14 protein-coding genes and 1 tRNA gene are annotated in these 21,294 nt (G+C 66.4%); 7 read left to right on the forward strand and 8 right to left on the reverse strand.

From position 1 onward, the window contains the following. Positions 1-86 precede the first annotated feature (86 nt). From DBR22_RS14600 to DBR22_RS14615, 4 genes are all read right to left on the reverse strand, one after another. A complete protein-coding gene (locus DBR22_RS14600; protein ID WP_108599618.1) occupies positions 87-1,247 on the reverse strand; it encodes a globin domain-containing protein in 1,161 nt (386 codons plus the stop codon). A gap of 139 nt (positions 1,248-1,386) precedes the next feature. Next, entirely contained in the window at positions 1,387-1,836 is a 450-nt protein-coding gene (locus DBR22_RS14605; RefSeq protein ID WP_108599619.1) for an RrF2 family transcriptional regulator, read from the reverse strand. A 20-nt stretch (positions 1,837-1,856) separates the two neighbouring features. Then, positions 1,857-2,378, reverse strand: a complete 522-nt coding sequence (locus DBR22_RS14610) for a hypothetical protein (RefSeq protein WP_258229217.1) — start codon at positions 2,376-2,378, stop codon at positions 1,857-1,859. Then, positions 2,365-3,783, reverse strand: coding sequence for a phosphomannomutase/phosphoglucomutase (locus DBR22_RS14615; RefSeq protein ID WP_108599620.1), 1,419 nt, complete (start codon positions 3,781-3,783; stop codon positions 2,365-2,367). Before DBR22_RS14615 ends, DBR22_RS14610 begins: the two co-directional genes overlap by 14 nt. A gap of 118 nt (positions 3,784-3,901) precedes the next feature. Here DBR22_RS14615 and DBR22_RS14620 point away from each other — a divergent pair, with 118 nt between their 5' ends. Next, entirely contained in the window at positions 3,902-6,082 is a 2,181-nt protein-coding gene (locus DBR22_RS14620; protein ID WP_108599621.1) for a RecQ family ATP-dependent DNA helicase, read from the forward strand. On the opposite strand, the gene DBR22_RS14625 is transcribed toward DBR22_RS14620, so the two are convergent. The 3 genes from DBR22_RS14625 to DBR22_RS14635 all read right to left on the reverse strand — a co-directional run bounded on the left by DBR22_RS14625 (position 6,006) and on the right by DBR22_RS14635 (position 10,123). Continuing rightward, the gene (locus DBR22_RS14625) at positions 6,006-7,487 is read right to left on the reverse strand and encodes an MFS transporter (RefSeq protein ID WP_108599622.1); all 1,482 of its coding nucleotides are present in this window, start codon (positions 7,485-7,487) and stop codon (positions 6,006-6,008) included. The two genes, DBR22_RS14620 and DBR22_RS14625, sit on opposite strands and share 77 nt — an antisense overlap. Before the next feature lie 162 nt (positions 7,488-7,649). Continuing rightward, positions 7,650-7,737: transfer RNA gene (locus tag DBR22_RS14630), tRNA-Ser, on the reverse strand. Between the two features lie 85 nt (positions 7,738-7,822). Further along, entirely contained in the window at positions 7,823-10,123 is a 2,301-nt protein-coding gene (locus DBR22_RS14635; RefSeq protein WP_108599623.1) for a prolyl oligopeptidase family serine peptidase, read from the reverse strand. A gap of 75 nt (positions 10,124-10,198) precedes the next feature. On the opposite strand from DBR22_RS14635, the gene DBR22_RS14640 reads away from it, so the two are divergent. The 6 genes from DBR22_RS14640 to DBR22_RS14665 all read left to right on the forward strand — a co-directional run bounded on the left by DBR22_RS14640 (position 10,199) and on the right by DBR22_RS14665 (position 17,962). Further along, entirely contained in the window at positions 10,199-12,145 is a 1,947-nt protein-coding gene (locus DBR22_RS14640) for an FAD/NAD(P)-binding protein (RefSeq protein WP_108599624.1), read from the forward strand. 510 nt (positions 12,146-12,655) lie between these two features. Next, on the forward strand, positions 12,656-13,759 hold the full coding sequence (locus DBR22_RS14645; protein ID WP_258229218.1) for an ABC transporter substrate-binding protein: 1,104 nt from the start codon (positions 12,656-12,658) through the stop codon (positions 13,757-13,759). A 3-nt stretch (positions 13,760-13,762) separates the two neighbouring features. Next, positions 13,763-14,647 carry an ABC transporter ATP-binding protein gene (locus DBR22_RS14650; RefSeq protein WP_108599625.1) on the forward strand — a complete coding sequence of 295 codons (885 nt, stop codon included), beginning with the start codon at positions 13,763-13,765 and terminating at the stop codon, positions 14,645-14,647. Further along, positions 14,647-15,561, forward strand: a complete 915-nt coding sequence (locus DBR22_RS14655; RefSeq protein WP_108599626.1) for an ABC transporter permease — start codon at positions 14,647-14,649, stop codon at positions 15,559-15,561. The genes DBR22_RS14650 and DBR22_RS14655 overlap by 1 nt, the downstream gene beginning before the upstream one ends. A gap of 59 nt (positions 15,562-15,620) precedes the next feature. Continuing rightward, on the forward strand, positions 15,621-16,589 hold the full coding sequence (locus tag DBR22_RS14660) for a TauD/TfdA dioxygenase family protein (protein WP_108599627.1): 969 nt from the start codon (positions 15,621-15,623) through the stop codon (positions 16,587-16,589). Next, the gene (locus tag DBR22_RS14665; RefSeq protein ID WP_258229219.1) at positions 16,586-17,962 is read left to right on the forward strand and encodes an LLM class flavin-dependent oxidoreductase; all 1,377 of its coding nucleotides are present in this window, start codon (positions 16,586-16,588) and stop codon (positions 17,960-17,962) included. Before DBR22_RS14660 ends, DBR22_RS14665 begins: the two co-directional genes overlap by 4 nt. 95 nt (positions 17,963-18,057) lie before the next feature. Here DBR22_RS14665 and DBR22_RS14670 read toward each other — a convergent pair. Beyond that, a partial coding sequence (locus DBR22_RS14670) for an ExeM/NucH family extracellular endonuclease (RefSeq protein WP_108599628.1) occupies positions 18,058-21,294 on the reverse strand: 3,237 nt, incomplete at its 5' end.

Below are 21,294 nucleotides of genomic sequence, written 5' to 3' on the forward strand. Positions count from 1 at the left end.
GTGCGGGGCCGTCGTCCTTCCCCGCCGGCCCCCTGGCCTCGCAAGCTCGGCCAGGGAACCCTGCCGGCGTGGGCCCACCAATATATCTAGCTCGCGAGCCAGATGTCGGGGCCGAACACCTCGTAGTGGATCCTGGTGGCGGGGATGCCGGCGTTGATGGCCTCGTTGCGGATGTTCTTCATAAACGGCAGCGGCCCGCACAGGTACAGCGAGGCGTCGGCCGGAAGATCCACTTCGCGCAGGGACATAAATCCTTCGTAGGACCCGGCGGCCGGCTTTTCGAGCCACAACTTGAGTTCGGCACCGTCCAGGCGGTCGACGTCGTCCGTCATCTGGCCGCGCAGCGCCCAGCTTTCCAGCGTGCTTTCGGCGTGCAGCACCAGCACCTGCCGACCTGAACCCGACTCCGCCAGGGACCGCAGGATGGACGCGGTGGGTGTGCAGCCGATGCCTGCTGACGCCAGCACCACGGGGCCCTCGCCGTCCTTGAGGACGATCTCGCCGTACGGGTTGGAGATCTCCAGGATGTCGCCGACCTCGACGCCGTTGTGCAGCACCGGGGACACCTCGCCGTCGTCGTCGAGCTTGGTGGTGAAGGTCCTGCCGAGGCCGGCGTCGTCCGACAGGGAGTACTGGCGGACCTGGCGCAGGCCGTCCGGAAGCTGGACCTTGACGCTGACGTACTGTCCGGGCAGGGCGGGGGTGACGGGAGTGTCGTCCGCCGGTTCAAGGGTGAACGTCATGGCACCGGTTCCCGCTGGCGTCTTGGCAGCCACGCGCCAGGGCATCCACATTTTATCGTTGGCCTGGGCGGCGTAGAGACCCTTTTCGATTTTGATGAGGGCGTCGGCCATCAGCCAGTACACCTCGGTCCAGGCTTCGGCGATTTCCGGGGTGATGACCTCCGCGAGGTCCTCGGCGATGGCGGCGAACAGGTGCTCGTAGACCACCTGGTACTGGGGTTCGGTGATGCCGAGGGAGGCATGTTTGTGGGCGATCCGGGAGAGGACCTGCTCCGGGAGGGTGCCCGGGTTGTTGACCAGGTGGGTGGCGAAGGCGGCGATGCTTCCGGCCAGGGCCTGCTGCTGGTTGCCCGAGCGCTGGTTGGAACGGGAGAAGAGGCCGTCCAGCAGTCCGGGGTGGGCGGCGAACAGCCGGGCGTAGAACTTGGGGGTGATGGCTCCGATCCGGGAACCGACGAACGGCAGCGTTGCCTCAATGACTGGGCGGGACTTGTCCGAGAGCATATGTACTCCTGATGTAGGGACCGGGGCTTTCATCCGGCCGGATTCAATACTCGTATACGAAATACAAGTATTCATATCCAAGTTCTACACCTTGTAGAATTTCGAATCAAATCGGTGACGTGGTGGGCTTTGGCGGAGCCTACAAACCGGGCCGCAAGCCGATCATGGCAAAGACCGGCGCCATCTGCCGGTAGCTGGGGAGTTCGGCAATGACCAGCGGATCGAGCTCCTGGTAGAACGCTTCCCGGGCGCGGGCCAGGGCGCCGCGCAGCCTGCACTCGTTGATGAGCGGGCATTCGCCATTCAGGGTGTGGCAGTCGGCCGGGTCTGCGCGGGTGTTCAAGAGCCGCAGCAACTGGCCCACCGTTGCCGCGCGGCCGGCCGCGTTGAGCCGCGAGCCGCCGTTCCGTCCCCGCTCGACGTCAATCATGCCCAGCTCACGGAGCCTGGCCATGGCCTTGCTGACGTGGTTGTACGGGGTGCCCACTGCGTTGGCGATGCTCTGCGTCGTCAGCAGGTTGCTGTCCGGTGCTGCCGCCAGCACCATCATGGCCCGCAGGCTGACGTCCGCGAAGGCATTGAGTCTCATGTCATCAACCTAGCGGAGGTCTAGTCCACCCAGATGGCGGGTTCGTTGGAATCAGCTGCCAGCTGGCCGAACTCCCATTCGTGGGATTCTGTGTTGGGTTTGTAAGGCAGGACGGCCGCAAAAAGGGAACCGTCACGGTGCTCGGTGGCCACATGGATGGCGTCCGAGTCCTCCTCCACCAGGAGGATGTCGCAGACCACCGCCGCGGCTCGGAACTCAGCCCTGTTCTGGCGGAGCAGTTCGGTGAGGTCGCTGATCATCGAATCGGCGTCGAAGTCTGCGTCCGAACCGTCCTTGGCATCAGCGGGGGTGACGGCCATCAGGCGGACTTCACCATCGTTCTCCACCACCAGCGCGAACGGCAGGAACCCGCCGTTCCGCTGCAGCTGTTCCTGGGCCGCGCCGATGCCCGTGCCGAGCAGGTTTTCCAGGTCCGTGGCCGTGGCTTCCGGGACGCTGTCCCGCCAGGAAGAGCTTTCCCCCGGGGTTGCCTCTGGGCCGGTGGTGGCGTTGCCGTCCACGTGCGGTTTAGCGCCGGACATTGGAAAGCACGCGGTCGCGCACGCGTTCCATGGTGGGACGGTCCGTTGCTTCCACGTTCAGGCGGAGGAAGGGCTCGGTGTTGGAAGGGCGCAGGTTGAACCAGTAGCTGCCGTCGTTTGCCGTGAACGTGCTGCCGTCCATGGTGTCAATGGTGATGTCCTCCGCGGCGAAATCTGCGCGGACCCGCTCAACGGCCCCTGCCTTGTCCTCGATCTCGGAGTTGACCTCGCCGGAGGAAACGTAGGGCTCGTACTCGCGGCCGAGCTCGGACAGCGGGCCGTCCTGTTCCCCCAGAGCAGCCAGGACGTGCATGGCGGCCAGCATGCCGGTGTCTGCGTTCCAGAAGTCGCGGAAGTAGAAGTGGGCAGAGTGCTCGCCGCCGAACACCGCGCCTTCCTCTGCCATGACTGCCTTGATGAAGGAGTGGCCCACGCGCGTGCGGACCGCACGGCCGCCGTCGTGCTCTACAAGCTCCGGCACTGCGCGGGAGGTGAGCAGATTGTGGATGATGGTGGGCCTCGCCTCACCCTGTGCCTGGGCGCGGGCAATTTCGCGGCGCGCCACCATGCCGGTGATGGCCGACGGCGAAACGGGCTCACCCTTTTCGTCGATGACGAAGCAACGGTCGGCGTCGCCGTCGAAAGCCAGCCCGATATCGGCGCCGTGGGCGAGGACAGCGGCCTGCAAATCACGGAGGTTCTCCGGCTCGAGGGGGTTCGCCGGGTGGTTGGGGAATGAACCGTCCAGCTCGAAGTAGAGGGGGATGATCTCGAACGGAAGCTTGTGCAGGAGGGAATCGCCCAGGACCGCCGGGGTGGTGAGGCCGGCCATGCCGTTGCCGGCGTCGACGACGACCTTCAGCGGGCGGGAGCCGGAGAGATCCACCAGCTTGCGCAGGTACACGGCGTAGTCCTTCAGGACGTCGTGGACGCCGATCAGGCCGCGGGTGGGGGCTGCCGGGATGGAGCCGGTGTTGAGGTAGTGCTCGGCGAGTGCCTGGATTTCCTTGAGCCCGGATTCAGAGGAGATGGGCTGCGCGCCCGGCTTGGACATCTTGATCCCGTTGTACTCAGCGGGGTTGTGGCTGGCGGTGAACGTTGCGCCGGCCGCATTCAGTGATCCGCACGCGAAGTAGAGTTCGTCGGTGGAGATCAGGTCCAGCAGCTGGACGTTGGCTCCGCGGGTGGCGGCACCGTCTGCGAACGCTTTGCTGAATTCGGGGGAGGACGGGCGCATGTCGCCGCCCACGAGGACAGTCTGGCCTTCCAGCTTAAGGACATCAACGAACGCAGCACCGACGGCCTCGACGATTTCGGCGGTGATGGAATCACCCACGATTCCCCGGACGTCGTAGGCCTTGAAGGATGCCGAAAGGTCAAAAGTCTTTGTCTGTTCGCTAGTCACGGGTCTTATCTTACGTGGAAGCGGACAGGTGCCTGTGGAGGGGAAGTGTTGCCCGCACCATATCCACAAAGGGAGCCTCCGGGTCCCGGCTGTCAGTGGGGGCTGGGATACTGAATCAATGGCCGATACCCAGAACACCGCCCTTCGCTCCGCTGCAGCTCCTGACCCCGGTTCCACAAAGACCCAGGCATTGGCAGTCCTCCGCGAACTCGTTGGGCATCCGGAAGCGGACTTCCATGACGGGCAGTTTGAAGCGATCGAAGCACTGGTCGACGGCGGCCGGCGGGCTTTGGTGGTCCAGCGCACCGGTTGGGGCAAATCGGCCGTGTATTTTGTGGCCTCCCTGTTGCTCCGGCGCCGCGGTGCCGGCCCCACCCTGATCGTCTCGCCGCTTCTTGCCCTGATGCGGGACCAGGTCGCCGCCGCCGCCCGCGCCGGTGTCCGGGCCGTGGCCATCAACTCCGCCAACCAGCTGGAATGGGACACTGTCCGGGAACAGCTCGCAGCGGATGAGGTTGACGTGCTGCTGGTCTCGCCGGAACGGCTCACCAACCCCTCGTTCCGGGAAAACCAGCTGCCGGAGCTCATCCGCCGGACCGGCCTGCTGGTCATTGATGAGGCGCACTGCATTTCCGACTGGGGCCACGATTTCCGGCCGGACTACCGCCGGATTGCGGACCTCATCACGCAACTGCCGGACTCGGTTCCCGTGCTGGCCACCACTGCAACGGCCAATTCGCGCGTGGTCCACGATATCGAGGAACAGCTGGGCGCCGGTGTCCTGACCATCCGCGGCACCCTCGGCCGCGACTCCCTGCGCCTGGGCGTCCTGGCACTGCCCAACTCCAGGGAACGGCTGGGCTGGCTCCTGACCCATCTGGCAGACCTCCCCGGCAGCGGCATCATCTACACCCTGACCGTCTCCGCAGCCGAAGATACGGCGCGGCTCCTCGCCGAAGCGGGGCACGAAGTGCAGGCCTACACGGGCCGGACCGATCCTGCCGACCGCGAACGGGCTGAGCAACTCCTCAAGGACAACCAGGTGAAGGCACTCGTGGCCACCTCCGCCCTGGGAATGGGCTTCGACAAGCCGGATCTTGGGTTCGTGGTCCACCTGGGGGCTCCGTCTTCCCCGGTGGCTTATTACCAGCAGGTGGGGCGTGCGGGCCGTGGCGCGGCAAACGCAGACGTGCTGCTGTTGCCCGGATCCGAGGACCGCGATATCTGGCAGTACTTCGCGACAGCTTCGATGCCCTCCGAGGAGAAGGCCAGCGCCGTGCTGACCGCCTTGGCTGACGCCGGCACGGCCGTGTCAACGGTTGCCCTGGAGGCGCGGGTTGACCTGCGCCGCACGCCGCTGGAACTGCTGCTCAAGGTCCTGGCCGTGGACGGTGCCGTTGAACGCGTCGGCGGCGGCTGGCGGTCCACCGGCCAGCCCTGGTTCTACGATGCTGAACGCTACCGCCGGATCGCCGAAGCCCGCGTGGACGAACAGGACTCCATGGTGATCTACCAGGACACCGCCGGTTGCCGCATGGAGTACATCACCTCGGTGCTGGATGACGAGACGGCGCACGCCTGCGGACGGTGCGACAACTGTGCCGGCCGCTGGTTCCCTGCGGACATCGCCGAGGACGCCACCGCGGCGGCCGGGCAGACCCTCAGCCGCGCCGGGGGCGTCCTGGAGGCGCGCCTGCAGTGGCCCAGCGGCATGGACCGCCTGGGCGTTCCGGTCAAAGGCAAGATCAAGCCCGACGAATCCCTGACAGACGGCCGCGTGCTGGCCAGGCTCACCGATCTGGGCTGGGGCGGGGCAATGCGCGAAATTTTCGCTGCCGGGGCCGAGGACCGCCAGGTCGATCCGGCCATGCTGCAGGCGTGCGTCCAGGTCCTGCGCGAATGGGCAACTCCTGTTGGCCGAAACCCGGGCTGGAGCGGGGCAGGCAGGCCGGCCGCAATCGTCAGCATGCCCTCACGCAGCAAACCTGAACTGGTCCGCTCGCTTGCCCGGGGGATCTCGGAAATCGGCAGGATGCCTTACCTGGGGGAGCTGGACCTCGGCCACGGCGGACCAACGGGAAGCCGTGGCGGCAACAGCGCGTACCGTTTGGCCGGAGTCTGGGACCGTGTGGTGGTGGGCCCGGAGCTGGAGGCTGCGTTGGCTGCCCTGGACGGTCAGGGCGTGATGCTCATCGATGACCTCGTGGACAGCCGCTGGACAGTTACCGTGGCTGGACGCGCCCTGCGGCGGGCGGGGGCGGGGGCTGTTCTTCCGCTGGTTCTTGGCCAGGCCGGCTGACCGCCGCACCGGCATGCCGGTGCAGGGCCAGGCTGTCCGCCGTGCTGAGGAGCATCAGGACGGCCATGGTCAGGAACGCCCCACGGTACGGACCGGCCGGATCGGCAGGGAAGGCCCCCACGCCGTCGAAAATGCGGATCAGGAGCGCGCCCACGGCAATGCCGGCACCCGCAGCCAGCTGGACCAGGGTGGCGGACACTGTGTTGGCGGAGGTGAGCTGGGCGGGCACGATGTCCGCGTACTGCACCGAGGCGTAGGCGGAGAACCCGATTGAACGGAAAGCCCCGCTGAAGACCAGCAGCACGAAGATCAGGACTTCCGGTGTATCAGGGGTGAGCAGTGCGCAGGCGGCGAATGTCACAGCCGAGGCAAGCGAACCGAAGACGAGCATTGCCCGGAAGCCGAAGCGCCGGATGAGCGGGGTAGTGGCCGGTTTGATGCCGATGTTGCCGACGAAAACCGCGGCCACCATGATTCCAGCGTGCAGCGGCGACCAGCCGAAACCGGCCTGGAACATCAGCGGCAGGAGGAAGGGCACCGAGGATATGGTCAGCCGGTACACAAACCCGCCGGTGGCCATGGCACGGAAGGTCCGGGTGGAAAAGACGGTGAGGTCAAAGAGCGGTGTTCTGGCGCGCCGCATCCACAGCACGGCGGCCGCCAGCGCCGCCACACCGGCAGCTGCGCTCAGGGCTGCCCACGGCCCGTCGGGATGGGCGGTGGCCAGTTCCAGGCCAACCACCAGGGCGCCCACTCCGGCGCTGGTGAGGATCAGGCCCAGCCAGTCCAGCCGCCGCTGGCGGTCGCCGGCACCGGCCGGGACCAGCCGCAGGGCTGCAATGAAGGCGGCCGCACCCAAGGGCAGATTGAGAAGAAAGATCCAGTGCCAGGAGAGATAAGTGGTCAGCGCTCCACCCACCAGGGGTGCCAGTACGGGCGCGAGCAGTGCGGGCCACACCAGGAAGGCCGTGGCACGCAGCAGTTCTGACTTGGGCGTTCCGCGGAGCACCACCAGCGTCCCTACCGGAACCATCATGGCCCCGCCGGCGCCCTGCAGGATCCGGCTGAGGGTCAGCATGGTGAGGTCGGTGCTCAGGGCACAGGCCAACGACGCCACGGTGAACACTGCGATCGCCAGGCAGAAGACCCGGCGGGCCCCCATCCGTTCCGCGAGCCAGCCACTGAACGGGATGCCCATGGCCACCGTCATGAGGTAGGCGGTCATGGTGATGTTGACGTCGGCGGCGGGCACGCGCAGGTCCGCGGCGATGCTGGGGATGGCAGTGGTCAGGATGGTGCCGTCGAGGATCTCCATAAAGAAGGTCGCGGCCACCAGCAGGGCAAGCCGCGGATTCCAGACCTGCTGTGTCCCGGTTTCCCCGTCCGCGCTGTTGCTTGCTGCCATTGAACCATCCTGCCACTGCGGGCTGACGGTGCGCTCTGCGTGTCCGTACGCCGGACTGGCTGCACGCCGGACGGTCGGGCACGGGGATCTCAAGGAGGCAAAAAGCTCTGGTCACTACGCCCGGGTACGCAAAAGGCCCCGGTCAAGGACCGGGGCCAAACGCGGAGACGGGGGGATTTGAACCCCCGGTGGAGTTGTGCCCCACACTTCATTAGCAGTGAAGCCCATTCGGCCGCTCTGGCACGTCTCCAATTGCTATTCCTAGCCCACCAAGGATACGCAGAACGGGGCATGCAGCGCAAAACGGCCATGTGGCCCTGGTAAGGGCAGCGGGGTCAGGCGCCCCCGCCAGCCAAAGTCCGCCACAGGAAGTGCTGGCTGCGTGCCTGGAGTGCGGCCGCCTGCCGGTTGTCCGAGGCACCGGCGTGGCCACCCTCCAGCGCCTCGTGGAACCAGACATTGGGAATGCCCATGGCCTCCATCCGGGCAGCCATCTTGCGGGCCTGGACCGGCCCCACCCTGTCATCGGACGTGGCCGTCCAGATGAATGTCTCCGGGTACTCCACCCCGTCCCGGAGCAGGTGGTAGGGCGAAAAGGTTTTGATGAACTCCCATTCCTCAGCCACATCAGGGTCCCCATATTCGGCGATCCACGAGTGTCCGGCGGAGAGCTTGGTGTACCGCCTCATGTCCAGCAGGGGCACTCCGCACGAGACCGCACCAAAGAGTTCCGGGTAGCGGGTGAGCATGTTGCCCACCAGCAGCCCGCCGTTCGAGCCGCCCACGCAGCCAAGCCGTTCACGGGACGTGACCCCGCGCGAGATCAGGTCCTGCGCCACTGCCGCGAAGTCCTCGAAGGCGCGGTGCCGGTTCTCCTTCAGGGCTGCCCGGTGCCACGAGGGGCCGTATTCGCCGCCGCCCCGGATGTTGGCCACCACGTAGACTCCGCCACGGGAATGGAGCGCCACACCCGGGCCGCCGGAGGCGCCAGTCCGACGCTCCAGCCACGCCCTGCCCACAGTCCCGCTGTAGGCAGGGGTCCTGGAAATCTCAAAACCACCATAACCGGAGAGCTGCGTGGGGTTCTGCCCGTCCAGGACCAGTTCCCGCGAAGCAACCTGGAAATAGGGTACGCGGGTGCCGTCTGCGGACACCGCGAAGTGCTGCTGCACCTCATAGTTGGCGTCATCAAAGAACGACGGCGACGACTTGACGGTGGTATGGCTGCTCACCACGCCGCCCGTCCCGGAACCCGCACCGCCGGCGGGGTCTGCCTCTTCGGCGCGGTGGGCGCCGGCACCGTCCCTGACCAAAGTGCCGCGCATCAGGGTGCTGGGCGTGGTGAAACCCGTGGCGACCAGCCAGAAATCGTCGCCTGCACCGCCGTCGGCCGGTCCCTCATCCTCGTCATCCACCGCGTAGGCGTTGACGTCGTGCAGCGGCGGGCAGGCGTCCAGCAGCGAGGACGCCCAGGCCGCACCGTCGGCCGCCTGGCCCGGCCTGGTGGGGTCCAGCACCCGGATCTCGGACGACACGTCGCGCAAAAGGTTCAGCAGCAGGAAATTCCTCGTCCAGCTCCACGACTGCAGTGAGGTGTGGGCATCCGGGGTGAACAGCACCGAGATGTCCCGCGTCCCGGCAACGTAGTCCTCGAACCTTGCCGCGAGCAGCGAACCGGCGGGGTACGTGGTGCCTTCCAGAGCCCAGTCGCGCTGCGGGCGGAACAGAAGCCACTCCCGGTGGGCGCTGAGGTTCACATCCGTTGGTGCGTCGATCTCAACCAGGGCGGCGCCGTTCCGGACAAAGGTGCGGCGGTTGAAGAAGTCGATGTAGTCCACCGCGAACGTGCGCTCGAAACCGGGCGTTGAGTCATGCGCGGCCAGGGCCATCATGTGGTCCTCAGCCACCTCAAAAAACCGGTCAGCAGCGGACAACGCCTCGCCGCGCCGCAGCGTGACGGCCGTCCGGGCGTAGGACGAGGCGGTCTTGGGCAGGTCCCCGGCGGTGGAGGCAACCAACAGCGTGTCCGCATCCAGCCATGAGACGTTCCCCTTCGCCGTCGGGAGGTCAAAGCCGCCGGCTGCGGGGTCAACAAAGGTGCGGGTTCCGACGTCGAACTCGCGGTATCGGTTGGCATCGCCGCCGTCGGGGGAGAGCGCCACCAGCGCCAGCCTGTACGGTTCCCCGGCGGCCGGGCGCAGGAAGGTGGCCCCATGGAAAACCCACTCCTCACCTTCCGCGGCGGCGAGGGCGTCAACGTCCAGGAGGACGTCCCATTCGGGGGAGTCCGTCACGTAGCTGTCCCAGGTGGTCCGGCGCCACAATCCCTTGGGGTTGGCCTGGTCCTTCCAGAAGTTGTAGTACCAGTCGCCGCGCTTGCCCACCATGGCGATCCGGTCCGTTGAGTCCAGCACCTCCAGGATGCTTCCTTCCAGGCCGGCATAGTCGGCGTCCTCCAGAAGGTCCTCGGTGCGGGCGTTCTGCTCCCGGACCCAGTCCAGCTGCGCCTCTCCGTAGATTTCCTCCAGCCAGACGTTCTCGTCGGTGGGTTCGGGGGCGACCCCGCCGGTGGAGGCGTTCGAAGAAGTCTGGGCGGAGGAAGAACCGGGCGCTTGATCAGCTGCTGTGGTGGTCATGCGCCCCATCCAAACAACATCTGAGCGCAGCGTGCAAGTCAAACACAACGGGCGCGTGCCGATACTCTGGATGCCGTGGGTAAATCGCAGAGCATCCGGACCGCCATCATCGGCGCCGGCCCCCGGGGAACCAGTGTGCTGGAGCGACTGCTCGCCAACGCCGCGGCCCACCCCGGCTCCGTTCTCCACATTGACGTGATCGATCCCTACCCGGCGGGTCCCGGACATGTGTGGCAGCCTGACCAGTCCCGGCTGTACCTGATGAACACCCAGTCCTTCTATCCCACAGTCATTCCGGAGGACCCCCGGCTGGCCAAACCCCTCGCCGGCACGACGTTCGACCGCTGGCGTGTCCGCCAACAAACCGATCCGCTGCCCTCCCTCACGCCGGACGAACGGTCGGAACTGGCAGCGCTGGGATCCCGCGACTTTCCCAGCCGGGCGCTGTACGGCCGCTACCTGCGCTGCACGCTCGAGGAGCTCACGGCACAGCTCCCCGACGGCGTCACCATCAGTTTTCATGAGACGGAAGCCGAATGGGTGCGCCCAACGGGTACCGGCGGCGCAACAGCAGCCGCCGGAACGTTCGACGTGGGACTCGCCGGCGGCGGCTCGCTGACCGTCGATTCCGTGGTCCTGGCACTGGGGCACCTGAGCTCCCGCCTCAACCCGGAGCAGCGTGAGCTGCAGTCATCAGCGGGCCGGCTGGGCCTGCAGTACTTCCCGCCTGCTGTCCCCGCCGACGTCGACTGGTCCGCCATCCCGGCCGGGGAACCTGTCCTGGTCCGGGGGATGGGGCTGAACTTCTTCGACGTTATGGGGCAGCTCACCGAGGGCAGGGGTGGAAAATTCATCGACGCCGGAGCCAGGCTCGAGTATCAGCCCTCCGGTCAGGAGCCCTTGATCATTGCTGCCTCACGCCGTGGCACTCCCTACCGGGCCAAGGCGGCGCTGGGCGGTTACTACCCGTCGTCGGTCACGCTGCGGTACCTGACCGACGCTGCGCTTGCCAGGTTCGCGGCAACCGGGATCACCCCCGGCTTCGAGCACGATCTCTGGCCGCTGCTGCACCGCGACACCCTGTGGGCCTACTATTCCACCCTGGTGCGCTCGCAGAAAGGGGCCGTCCCGGACCCCGCCGCGTTCCTGGCCGCACTGGATGAAGCCCTGCGTCCCCACGCCCACAGCGCCGCTAACTGGGAGGCCTCGGTGGACAGCGTCCTGGCCGTGCATATCGGGCCGCGGCACCGCCTGGATCTGCTGGGTCTGGCCTCCCCGCTGGCCGGCCGCTCTTTCGCATCGCGGGCTGAACTGGACGCCGCCGTCGTGGATTACCTCGTTGATGACGCCCGCCGTTCAGCGCTGGGGGAGCAGGACCCGGTGAAGATGGCCATCGGTGCGCTGCATCACGGGCGGGCGGTGCTGAAGACGGCAGTGGCCGACGGCGGCATCACCGATGCCTCGTGGGTGGCCGGCCTCCGTGGCTGGTTTGAGTCGTTTGTGGAGGGCCTCGCCAGCGGGCCCCCGGCCCTCCGTTCCGAGCAGTTGGCCGCACTGGCCCGTGCGGGGGTGGTCAGTTTTGTCGGACCCGATCCCCGGTTCGGCGTGGACCGGCGGACCGGACGATTTACTGCCCTCTCACCATGGGTGGGCGGTCCGCCCGTCACGGCAAGGACGATGGTGGAGGCGCTCGCACCCGCCAACCGGGTATCCGCGAACGACTCACCGCTCCTGGAGCAGCTGCTCGCGGAGGGACTGGTGCGCCCCCGGCTGATGATGACCGCCGAAGGTGCCCCCGTGCAGTCCACCGGGCTTGACGTTGCCCCGCACCCGTACCGGCCGGTGGCATCCAACGGTGCAGTCCCGGACGGTCTGTACGTACTGGGCCTGCAGCTTTCGGCGTCCCAATGGGGAACAGCCATCGCCGCGGAATCCGTCCAGCAGGGCGGCCCCAACTATCCCAGCGGCCAGCGCACCCTCCGCGACGCCGACGAAATCGCCCGGGCCATCCTCGGCCACTGACCCCCCCCCAAGAAAACCAACGCGGGGTCACTCCTCGCCCAATATTCCCCTTGTATTGGGCGAGGAGTGACCCCGCGTTGCTTTGGCGAGCCGGCGTGCCCCGGAAAGAAATATTTGCCTCCCCGACACGGCCGGCCGTGCCCCGCAGGACAACCCCCTGAGTCGTGGCAGGTAGCCAGGCATTTCATCCGACGTCGGAATGTTGAGTGGCTGCGGCTTGGCGTTGCCCCTCATGACGTCCCGCAGCCCTTCCCCCTGACGCCGTGTTACGCCGTGTTGTGCACTCTTGCCGGAGATGACGCTGCGTTGACCCCTGCGTCCCGGATTGCTCCGGAAGACGCTCCGCGGACTCGCGTGACCCGCAGTTTCTTCCCGTGAACCAGGGTCTTCTGCCGCCGATTCTTCTCTGCTCTAGTGGTTGCCACGAGCCAGCCGGCCCGGACCGGCATTGCCGGTTGGCGTTGCAGGTCCAGCCGGTGCCCCGTCCAACAAATGCAGAAAGAATCCCCCATGAAAAACCGAAACCAGCCCGCACGAACAACCCCGGCCGCAGACCCTGCAGGAGGCATTGCGGGACGGATCGCAGCCGCTGCTGCTGCCGCCATGGCACTCACCCTTGTGCTGACCGGTTGTGGCGGCGCTGCAACGGCGCAGTCAGGGGGCAGCCAAGGTACCGAGGTAAAGACGGTCCGCTACCAGGGTTCGCCCAACACTGTAGCCCTGGTGGAAGTGGCGGAGGACCTCGGCTATCTCGGTGACGTGAAACTCGAGTGGGTCAGCAACACCACCAGCGGCCCGCAGAGCATCCAGTCGGTTGCCACGGACCAGACAGACATCGGCGGAGCATTCACCGGCGCCGTGATCAAGCTGATCGAGGCCGGAGCACCGGTGAAAGCCGTCATCAACTACTACGGCGAGGACAAAGACACCTTCACCGGGTACTACGTGGAGGAAGGCAGCCCCATCAGGACCGCCAGGGACCTGATCGGCAAGAAGATCGCCGTTAACACCCTGGGCGCCCACCACGAAGCGGTCATCAATACCCACCTGAAGAACAGCGGCCTGACTCCTGAGGAAATCAAACAGGTACAGCTCGTGGTGGTCCCGCCCAACGAGACCGAAGTGGCACTCCGGAAGAAGCAGGTCGACGTCGGCACGCTTGGTGGTGTGCTCCAGGACCGGGCGCTCGCCGAGGGTGGCGTGCGTGCCCTGTTTACCGATGTCGGCGTCATCGGAGGTCCCTTCGATGCCGGCCAGTATGTCCTCCGGAACGACTTCCTGGCGAAGAACCCCGAAACCAGCCGCACGCTGGTCACCGGCGTCGCCCAAGCCATCGAGTGGGAACGCACCACCCCGCGGGACCAGGTGATCGCCAAGTTCGAGGAAATCATCGCCAAACGCGGCCGGAACGAGAGCACCGAGGCGCTGAAGTACTGGAAGAGCGTAGGGGTGGCATCGCCGGGAGGGCGGATCCAGGAGAGGGACTTCACCCGCTGGTCCGACTACCTGCAATCAGCGGGAATCATCAACGGCGAACTGGATACCGGGAAGCTCTACACGAATGAGTTCAACCTGCTGGAAACCCCGGCGCCTGCTGCAACCTCGAAAGGATAGGACATGACACCCAAAATCAGCCTCCGGAACGTCACCAAGGAGTTCGCAGTCCGGCCGGGCAAGGGCTCCGGCATCCGCCGCCACAGCGAACCCTCAGTCCTCACGGCCATCGATGACCTCAGCCTGGACGTCGCCGCCGGTGAGTTCCTCACCCTGGTGGGACCCAGCGGCTCCGGCAAGACCACCCTCCTGGACCTGCTGGCCGGGCTTTCCCGCCCCACGTCCGGGAAGGTCCTGGTGGACGGTAAGGAAGTCACCGGGCCTGGCCAGGACCGGGCCGTGGTTTTCCAGCAATACGCCCTGTTCCCGTGGCGCACAGCCTCGGCCAACGTCTCGATCGGTCTAGAGAACAGTGGCCTGTCCAGGAAGGAAAGGGCGGCGAAGGCCAGCGAATTCCTGGACCTCGTGGGCCTCGCCGGCTTCGAGGACCGGTACCCGCACGAACTGTCCGGCGGTATGAAGCAGCGCGTGGCCATCGCCAGGAGCCTCGCCTATGAGCCGGACGTACTCCTGATGGACGAGCCCTTCGCCGCCCTCGACGCCCAGACCCGCGAGCAGCTCCAGGACGAGCTCCTGCGGATCTGGAAGGCGACAGGGAAGACCATCGTCTTTATCACCCACGGGATCGACGAAGCGGTCTACCTCGGCCAGCGCGTGGCAGTGCTCAGCGCCCGCCCCGGAAAGCTCAAGGAAATCGTGGACATCCACATCCCCGACCGCGGTGGCGAGGCGGACATCCGCTCACACCCCGCCTTCGTGGAACACCGCCACCAGGTCTGGTCCCTGTTGCACGACGAAGTCCGCCTCGCCCAGGACTCCGGCCACCGGAAGATCCTCCCGGACGGCACCGCCCCCGATGAACAGCCCCTCGAAAGGAGTGCCGCCTGATGAGCACTGTGTTGACCCGACCATCAGAGGCGGATGCCGCCGTCGACCCTCCCCTGCAGTCCGGCGGCGGTCACGCCGGAGGGCCCGGCACCGAAAGCGGACAACGCCCGACGCCGGCGGCCGGGCTGCGTGCCGCTGCCCACCTCGCCGGGAGGGCCGGCTGGAAATCCCTGGCTGTCATCCTGTTCCTGGCGCTGTGGGAGTTGGGTCCGCAGTACCTTGCCGCTCCCGCCACCCGGGTTTTTCTCCCGCCGCTGCATGAAGTGCTGGCAGCGGGCGCCAGGCTCGTAGAGAACGGACAGCTGCAGAGCCATCTGCAGGCCAGCCTGACCCGCTCGGTATCCGGGTTCGGGATCGCCGTTGTCTCGGCCGTGGTGCTGGGGCTGTTGATCGCCTGGTACGGCTGGCTGAATTCGTTCCTGAATCCGCTGCTGGAGCTTTTCCGGAACACAGCCACTCTGGCCTTGCTGCCGGTATTCACCCTGCTCCTGGGGATCGGAGAGGAATCCAAGATCACCATCGTCGCCTACGCCGCATTCTTCCCGGTCCTGCTCAACACCATCGCCGGTGTCCGGACCGTGGACCCGCTGCTGATCCGGGCCGCAAAATCCCTGGGCCTGAACAGCTTCCGGCTCTTCCAGAAAGTGATTCTGCCGTCAGCGGTCCCCACGATCTTCACGGGAATCCGGATGGCCGGGACATCATCCATCCTGGTGCTGATCGCTGCCGAAATGGTAGGCGCGAAGGCCGGGCTGGGGTATCTGATCGTCAATTCGCAGATGAGCTTTCTCATCCCGGACATGTATGCCGGAATCCTGACCGTCTCCGTGCTGGGGCTGGCAGTCAATGCGCTGCTCGTGGCCCTGGAACGGCACTTCTCCCGCTGGCGCACCGCCGTCGGCTCCACCTCCTGACCTCCACCCAACCGAACTGCCGTACTGAACTGCCTTACCGAACTGCAAAGGAAACTCCAATGACCGTCATTACCGAAACCAAGCTCCAGTTCACCAAGCTCAGCGCCCGCATTGGCGCGGAAATCCGCGGCCTGGACCTCAGCCGCGACCTGTCCGCAGACACGGTGGCCCAGATCCGCGCGGCCCTGAACACCCACAAGGCCCTCGTCTTCAGGGAAGCCAACGTCCGGACCGACGAGGACCAGGTCCGTTTCGCCAGCCACTTCGGCCCGCTTACCAAGGCCCACCCCACGGTGGCCTCGGTGGACGGCAAGCCCGCGGTCCTTCCTGTGGACAGCGAAAACGGCAGTGCCAACAACTGGCACACGGACGTCACGTTCGTCGTGAACCCGCCGCAGGCCTCCACCCTGCGCAGCATCACCCTGCCGGGCTACGGCGGCGAAACCCTGATCGCGTCATCGGCCGGCGCCTACCAGGACCTGCCTGGGGAACTGCGCAATTTCGCCGACACCCTCTGGGCCATCCACACCAACGACTACGACTACTCCGTGCCCAGGAACCTGGAACACGCCAACGCCGACGAACGCCGCAAGGAATTCACCCGCATCCACTTCGAGTCGGCCCATCCCGTGGTCCGGGTCCACCCGCTGACCGGCGAGCGCGGGCTGTTTATCGGCGGGTTCGCCCAGCGCCTCCGGATCGTCGGCCTGTCCAACACCGAATCCAAGGACATCCTGCGCCTCCTGCAGGCCTACGTGACCAGGCCTGAGAATGTGGTCCGCGTGAACTGGGAACCGGACCAGCTGGTGCTGTTCGACAACCGCATCACCCAGCACTACGCACCGGACAACTACGACGGCCAGCCCCGCCAGCTGAACCGGGTGACCATCGCCGGCGACATCCCCCGCGGCGTCGATGGCCGCAGCAGCACCTCCATCAAGGGAGACTCGTCCGCCTACTCCGAGACCGTCGTCGTACCTGAAATCTCCCAGGCCCCCGCTTTTGCAGCAGCAGGAGCGAACCAGTGATCGCGCCGGAGAACGGGGCGCGGCAGCTGCACCTGAACGCCTTTCTGATGAGCACCGGCCACCACGAGGCGTCGTGGCGGCTGCCGGAGAGCAACAGTTTCTCCGGCACGGACGTGGCCCATTTCCAACGGCTGGCGCAGACCGCAGAGCGCGGAAAGCTGGACTCGATCTTCTTCGCGGACTCGCCGGTCCTGCACGGAAACGTGGCCCAGCGGCCGTACACCAGCCTCGAACCGACCGTGCTCCTCGCGGCCATAGCGGCAGTCACGGAGCGGATCGGGCTCATTGCCACAGCCTCCACCACATACAACGACCCGTACAACCTGGCCCGCCGCTTCGCCTCGGTGGACCACATCAGCGGTGGCCGGGCAGGCTGGAACGTGGTGACCACCGCAGGTGACGCCGCCGCCAGGAATTTTTCCCTGGCCGGCCAGCCCGCCCACTCGCAGCGGTACCAGCGGGCGGCGGAGTTCCTGGATGTGGCGAAGAAACTCTGGGACAGCTGGGAGGACGGCGCCCTGGTGGGGGACAAGGCTGCGGGAGTGTGGGCAGACAGTTCCCGCGTGCACCCGGTCAACCATGAAGGGCAGCATTTCCAGGTGGAAGGCGCTTTGGACGTTCCCCGATCGGCGCAGGGGCACCCCGTGATTGTCCAGGCGGGCTCCTCGGAGGACGGCAAGGACTTCGCGGCCGTGTATGCCGAGGCCGTCTTCACCGCACACCAGACCCTCGCGGATGCGCAGGACTTCTATGCCGACCTGAAACGGCGGACGACGGCGGCGGGCCGGGATCCGCAGTCCATCAAGATCCTGCCGGGGATCGTTCCGGTCATTGCGTCCACGGAGGCCGAAGCCCTCCGTCTGGAACGGGAACTGGACGAGCTGATCCTGCCCGAGCACGCGGTGCGCCAGTTGGCCGGCCAGCTGCGGGTTTCACCCGAGTCCCTGAAACTGGACCGCCAATTGCCCGCTGACCTTCCCTCAGAGGATGACATTGAAGGGGCCAAGAGCCGCTACACACTGATCGTGAACCTTGCCCGAAAGGAACAGCTGACCGTCCGGCAGCTCATCGGCCGGCTGGGCGGCGGCCGCGGACACCGCACGTTCGCGGGCACGCCGGAACAGGTGGCCGATGCCATCGCGCACTGGTTCCAGTCCGGAGCCGCCGACGGGTTCAACATCATGCCGCCCGTGCTGCCCTCCGGCCTGGACATCTTCGTGGACCAGGTGGTGCCCATCCTGCAGGACCGCGGGCTGTTCCGGCAGGAGTACACCGGACGGACCCTCCGCGAGCACTACGGGCTGGCCCGCCCGGCCAACTCCTTCGCAGCAGCGACGGCCCAGCTCCCGCACCGGGTCCCGCAGCCCGCATAACCCGCCTGCTTAAACCAACGCGGGGTCACTTCACGCCTGATATTCCCTTCGGAATGGGCGTGAAGTGACCCCGCGTTGGTTTGGTGCGAAGCTCCTTAGCCTCGCAGGCACTTCTGGTACTGGATCCACGCAATGCTGTAACGGATCCATCCCGCGAAGTCGTACCACTTCGTGGGCGGCACCGGGGCGGTGCAGACGGGCGGGACGTAGACCGTGGCCGCCACCAACACGTCCGTCTTCACCACGGTGCCGGACTCGACAGCGGTGAGCACCAGAGTGCCCGTGCCGGCTGCCGCGCCAGCCGGGACCAGCACGTTCACGGTGGCCGAGCCTGCGGCCACCGGGATGCTGCCGAGCTGGGTCACCGTGCCTGCTGCGTCGGTGAACACCGCGGACAGCGAGGTGTTCACCGGGCTGCCGAGCGAGGTCAGATCCAGCTTGGAGACGGCCAGTGTGACGGCCTCTCCGGACCTGACCTCAGCAGCCGTGGTGTTGGTGACAGCAACCGTGCGCCGGGCGAAGTCCGGCGATACGGGGCTGTTCGCCTGGAGGTACTTGATCCAGGCGTCGCGGTCCACCAGCCCTGAATCCTTGGTGTCGGCACCCTGCGTGAAGATCCGGAAGTTGTCGCCTCCCGTGGCCAGGAAGCTGAACGTGCCGATCCGGTAGGACGCGGCAGGATCGATCAACGCGCCGCCCACCCGGATGGACGTGATGCGGTCACCGGCGGCGCGGGTCGCGTCGTAGGTGTAGTTCACGTTCTTGGACAGGCCCAGCTGCTGGTAGGCGCGGCTGGGGACCGTGCCGTCAGCGTTGGTCTGCCACTGCTGCTCCAGGAGCGTCTTGAACTGTGCACCGGTGAGGGACGTGGTCCAGAGGTTGTTAACAAACGGCAGGACCGCGTTGGCCTCGGCGTAGGTGACGGTGCCATCCGGGGCGTAGTACAGCTCATTGCGCAGGCCGCCGGGGTTGACCACGCCGATTTCCGCGCCACCCAGTTCAACAGGCTGGAGCGAAGCGAGCAGTGAGTCGGCTACAAGGTTGCCCAGCGTGGATTCGCTGGCACGGTCATCACGCTTCGCGGGCCCACCCGCGGGGTCTGCCGTGAAGGCAGTGGTGATGTCCTTGGTGACCGCGCCGACCGGCTGGTCGCCGATCACTGCGGCGTCAGCCAATGCCTTCTTCACGATGGCGTCGACGGCAGCCACCCGCGGGTAGGCACCAATCAGCCCTGCTGCGGTGTCAGTGGTCCGCTTGACGTTGCCCGCTGTGGAGGCGGTGACATCCTTGGTGGCTGTGTCCACGGTGAGCCGGATCTGGCCGATGTTCTCGCCGTAGTTGCCGGTCTGCACGATCGGGCGGGTCTTGCCCTCGGCCCCCGGAACAGGAGCGTCCCAGGCGTATTCCTTGTGCGTGTGACCGGTGAAGATGGCGTCCACCTCTGCCGAGGTTTCGGTGACCAGCTTGGCGAACGGGCCGCCGGCTGCCACTTCCTGCTCCAAAGTGGCACCATCCGGCGTACCGGACCCGGCGCCGTCGTGGTTCTCCACGATGATCACATCGGCGAGGTTCTCCGCCGTGATCTTGGCAGCCACGCGGTTGATGGCGTCCACGGGGTCCCCGAACTCGAGGTCCGCAATGCCTGCCGGAGTGACCAGCGAAGGAACTTCCTGGGTGACGGTTCCGATGATGGCAACCTTGACCCCGTCCATCTCCAGCACGGTGTATTCCGGCAGGACGGGTTCGGTGGTGCCCTTCTTATAGACGTTTGCACCGAGGTAGGGGAACGGAGCGTTGGTGCCGCCGGCGATGACGCGGTCCTGCAGGTCCGCCCAGCCGCCGTCGAACTCGTGGTTGCCTACAGCGGACGCCCCAAGCTCCAGCGCGTTCAGCACATCGATGGTGGGCTGGTCCTTGGCGACAGCCGAGGCGAACAGCGAGGCGCCGATGTTGTCTCCCGCGGACAGCAGGGCCGTGGCCCCCGGGGCGGCGGCGCGGAGCTTTTCGATGGTCCCGGCGAAGAGGACGGTGTTGGCGTCGATCCGGCCATGGAAATCGTTGATGCCGAGGAAGTTCAGCTCAACAGAGGCCGGTCCCGCCGGCAGGTCCAGTCCAACCACCACGGGATCGTGGTCACTGGCGCGGAACTGGTCAGGGACGTAGTAGTTGGTGATGTTGTTGTTGTAGCGGCTGTACTCCAGCGCCACTGACTCGACGGAGTTGATGTTCCAGATGTCCGCACCGGAGACCACGGCGTTGGCTGCCGGGGAGGCGAGGATGTGGTCCAGGGAGCCCACCAGGCCGCCGAAGAGGTAGGAGTGCTTGGCGGTGCCGTCGGCGTTCCGTGCCTTCTCGTCCTGGTTGACGTAACCGGCCTCAGCCAGCACGTTCATCGGATCTTCCTTGGCGTAGGAATTGAAGTCACCGATCAGGAAGACCTTGTCAGTGCCCTTCTCCGCCTGCAGGCGCGCAGCGAAGTCCCGCAGTGACGTGGCCTGGGCGGTGCGGGCGAGGTTTGACGCGCCCTGGCCTTGGTCGGTATCTTCCGGTGTTGCCGCGGACCCCTTGGACTTGAAGTGGTTGGCAATGGCGATGAACTGCTTATCGTCCCCTGTGCCCACCGGCTTGAACACCTGCGCCAGGGGCTTGCGGGCGCTTGCGAAGGCGACGGTGTCGTTGTGGATGATGGATTCGCCGACGGGTTCTGCAACGGCTTTTTTGTAGATGAAGGCGGTGCGGATCATGTCCTCGTCGGCCAGCGGGGGAGCGTTGGCGGGAGTGCGGACGTAGTCCCAGATGCCGGGCGTCGCGATGTTGAGGGCCTCCACGAGTTTGGCCAGGGCGTCGTCGCGGTCCTTGCCGAACTGGGCGGAGTTCTCGATCTCCATCAGGGTGACAACATCGGCGCCGGCCTTGGTGATGGCGGCGGCGATCTTGGCCTGCTGGCGCTCGAAGTTCTCCGCGTTCGCAGCGCCCCGGGCATCACAGCCGCCGCGGACCGTGATGGGGTTGCCATCCCGGTCCGTGTAGTAGGTGCAGCCGGTGAGGGTGTCGCCGGTGGTGGGGAAGTAGTTCAGCACGTTGAAGGACGCGATCTTCAGGTTGCCGCCCACTGCTGCCGGAGCCTCGGTGCGGGTGGCACCAAAGTCGGCGGGCTGGACTGTGGCCTTGTTGGCTTCGGTCAGGTGGGTCAGCGGCTGGAACTTCCAGGAGTTGTTGGTATAGCTGAGCACCACGTTGGTCTTGAACGTCACCGGCGAGCCGACACGGACAGGGTCCGTGGCGGTCAGATACGGAAGTACTTGGGCCTTGTTGGCGGTGCTGCCCAGGAA

The organism is Arthrobacter sp. HMWF013 (assembly GCF_003061105.1).
GTDB lineage: Bacteria > Actinomycetota > Actinomycetes > Actinomycetales > Micrococcaceae > Arthrobacter.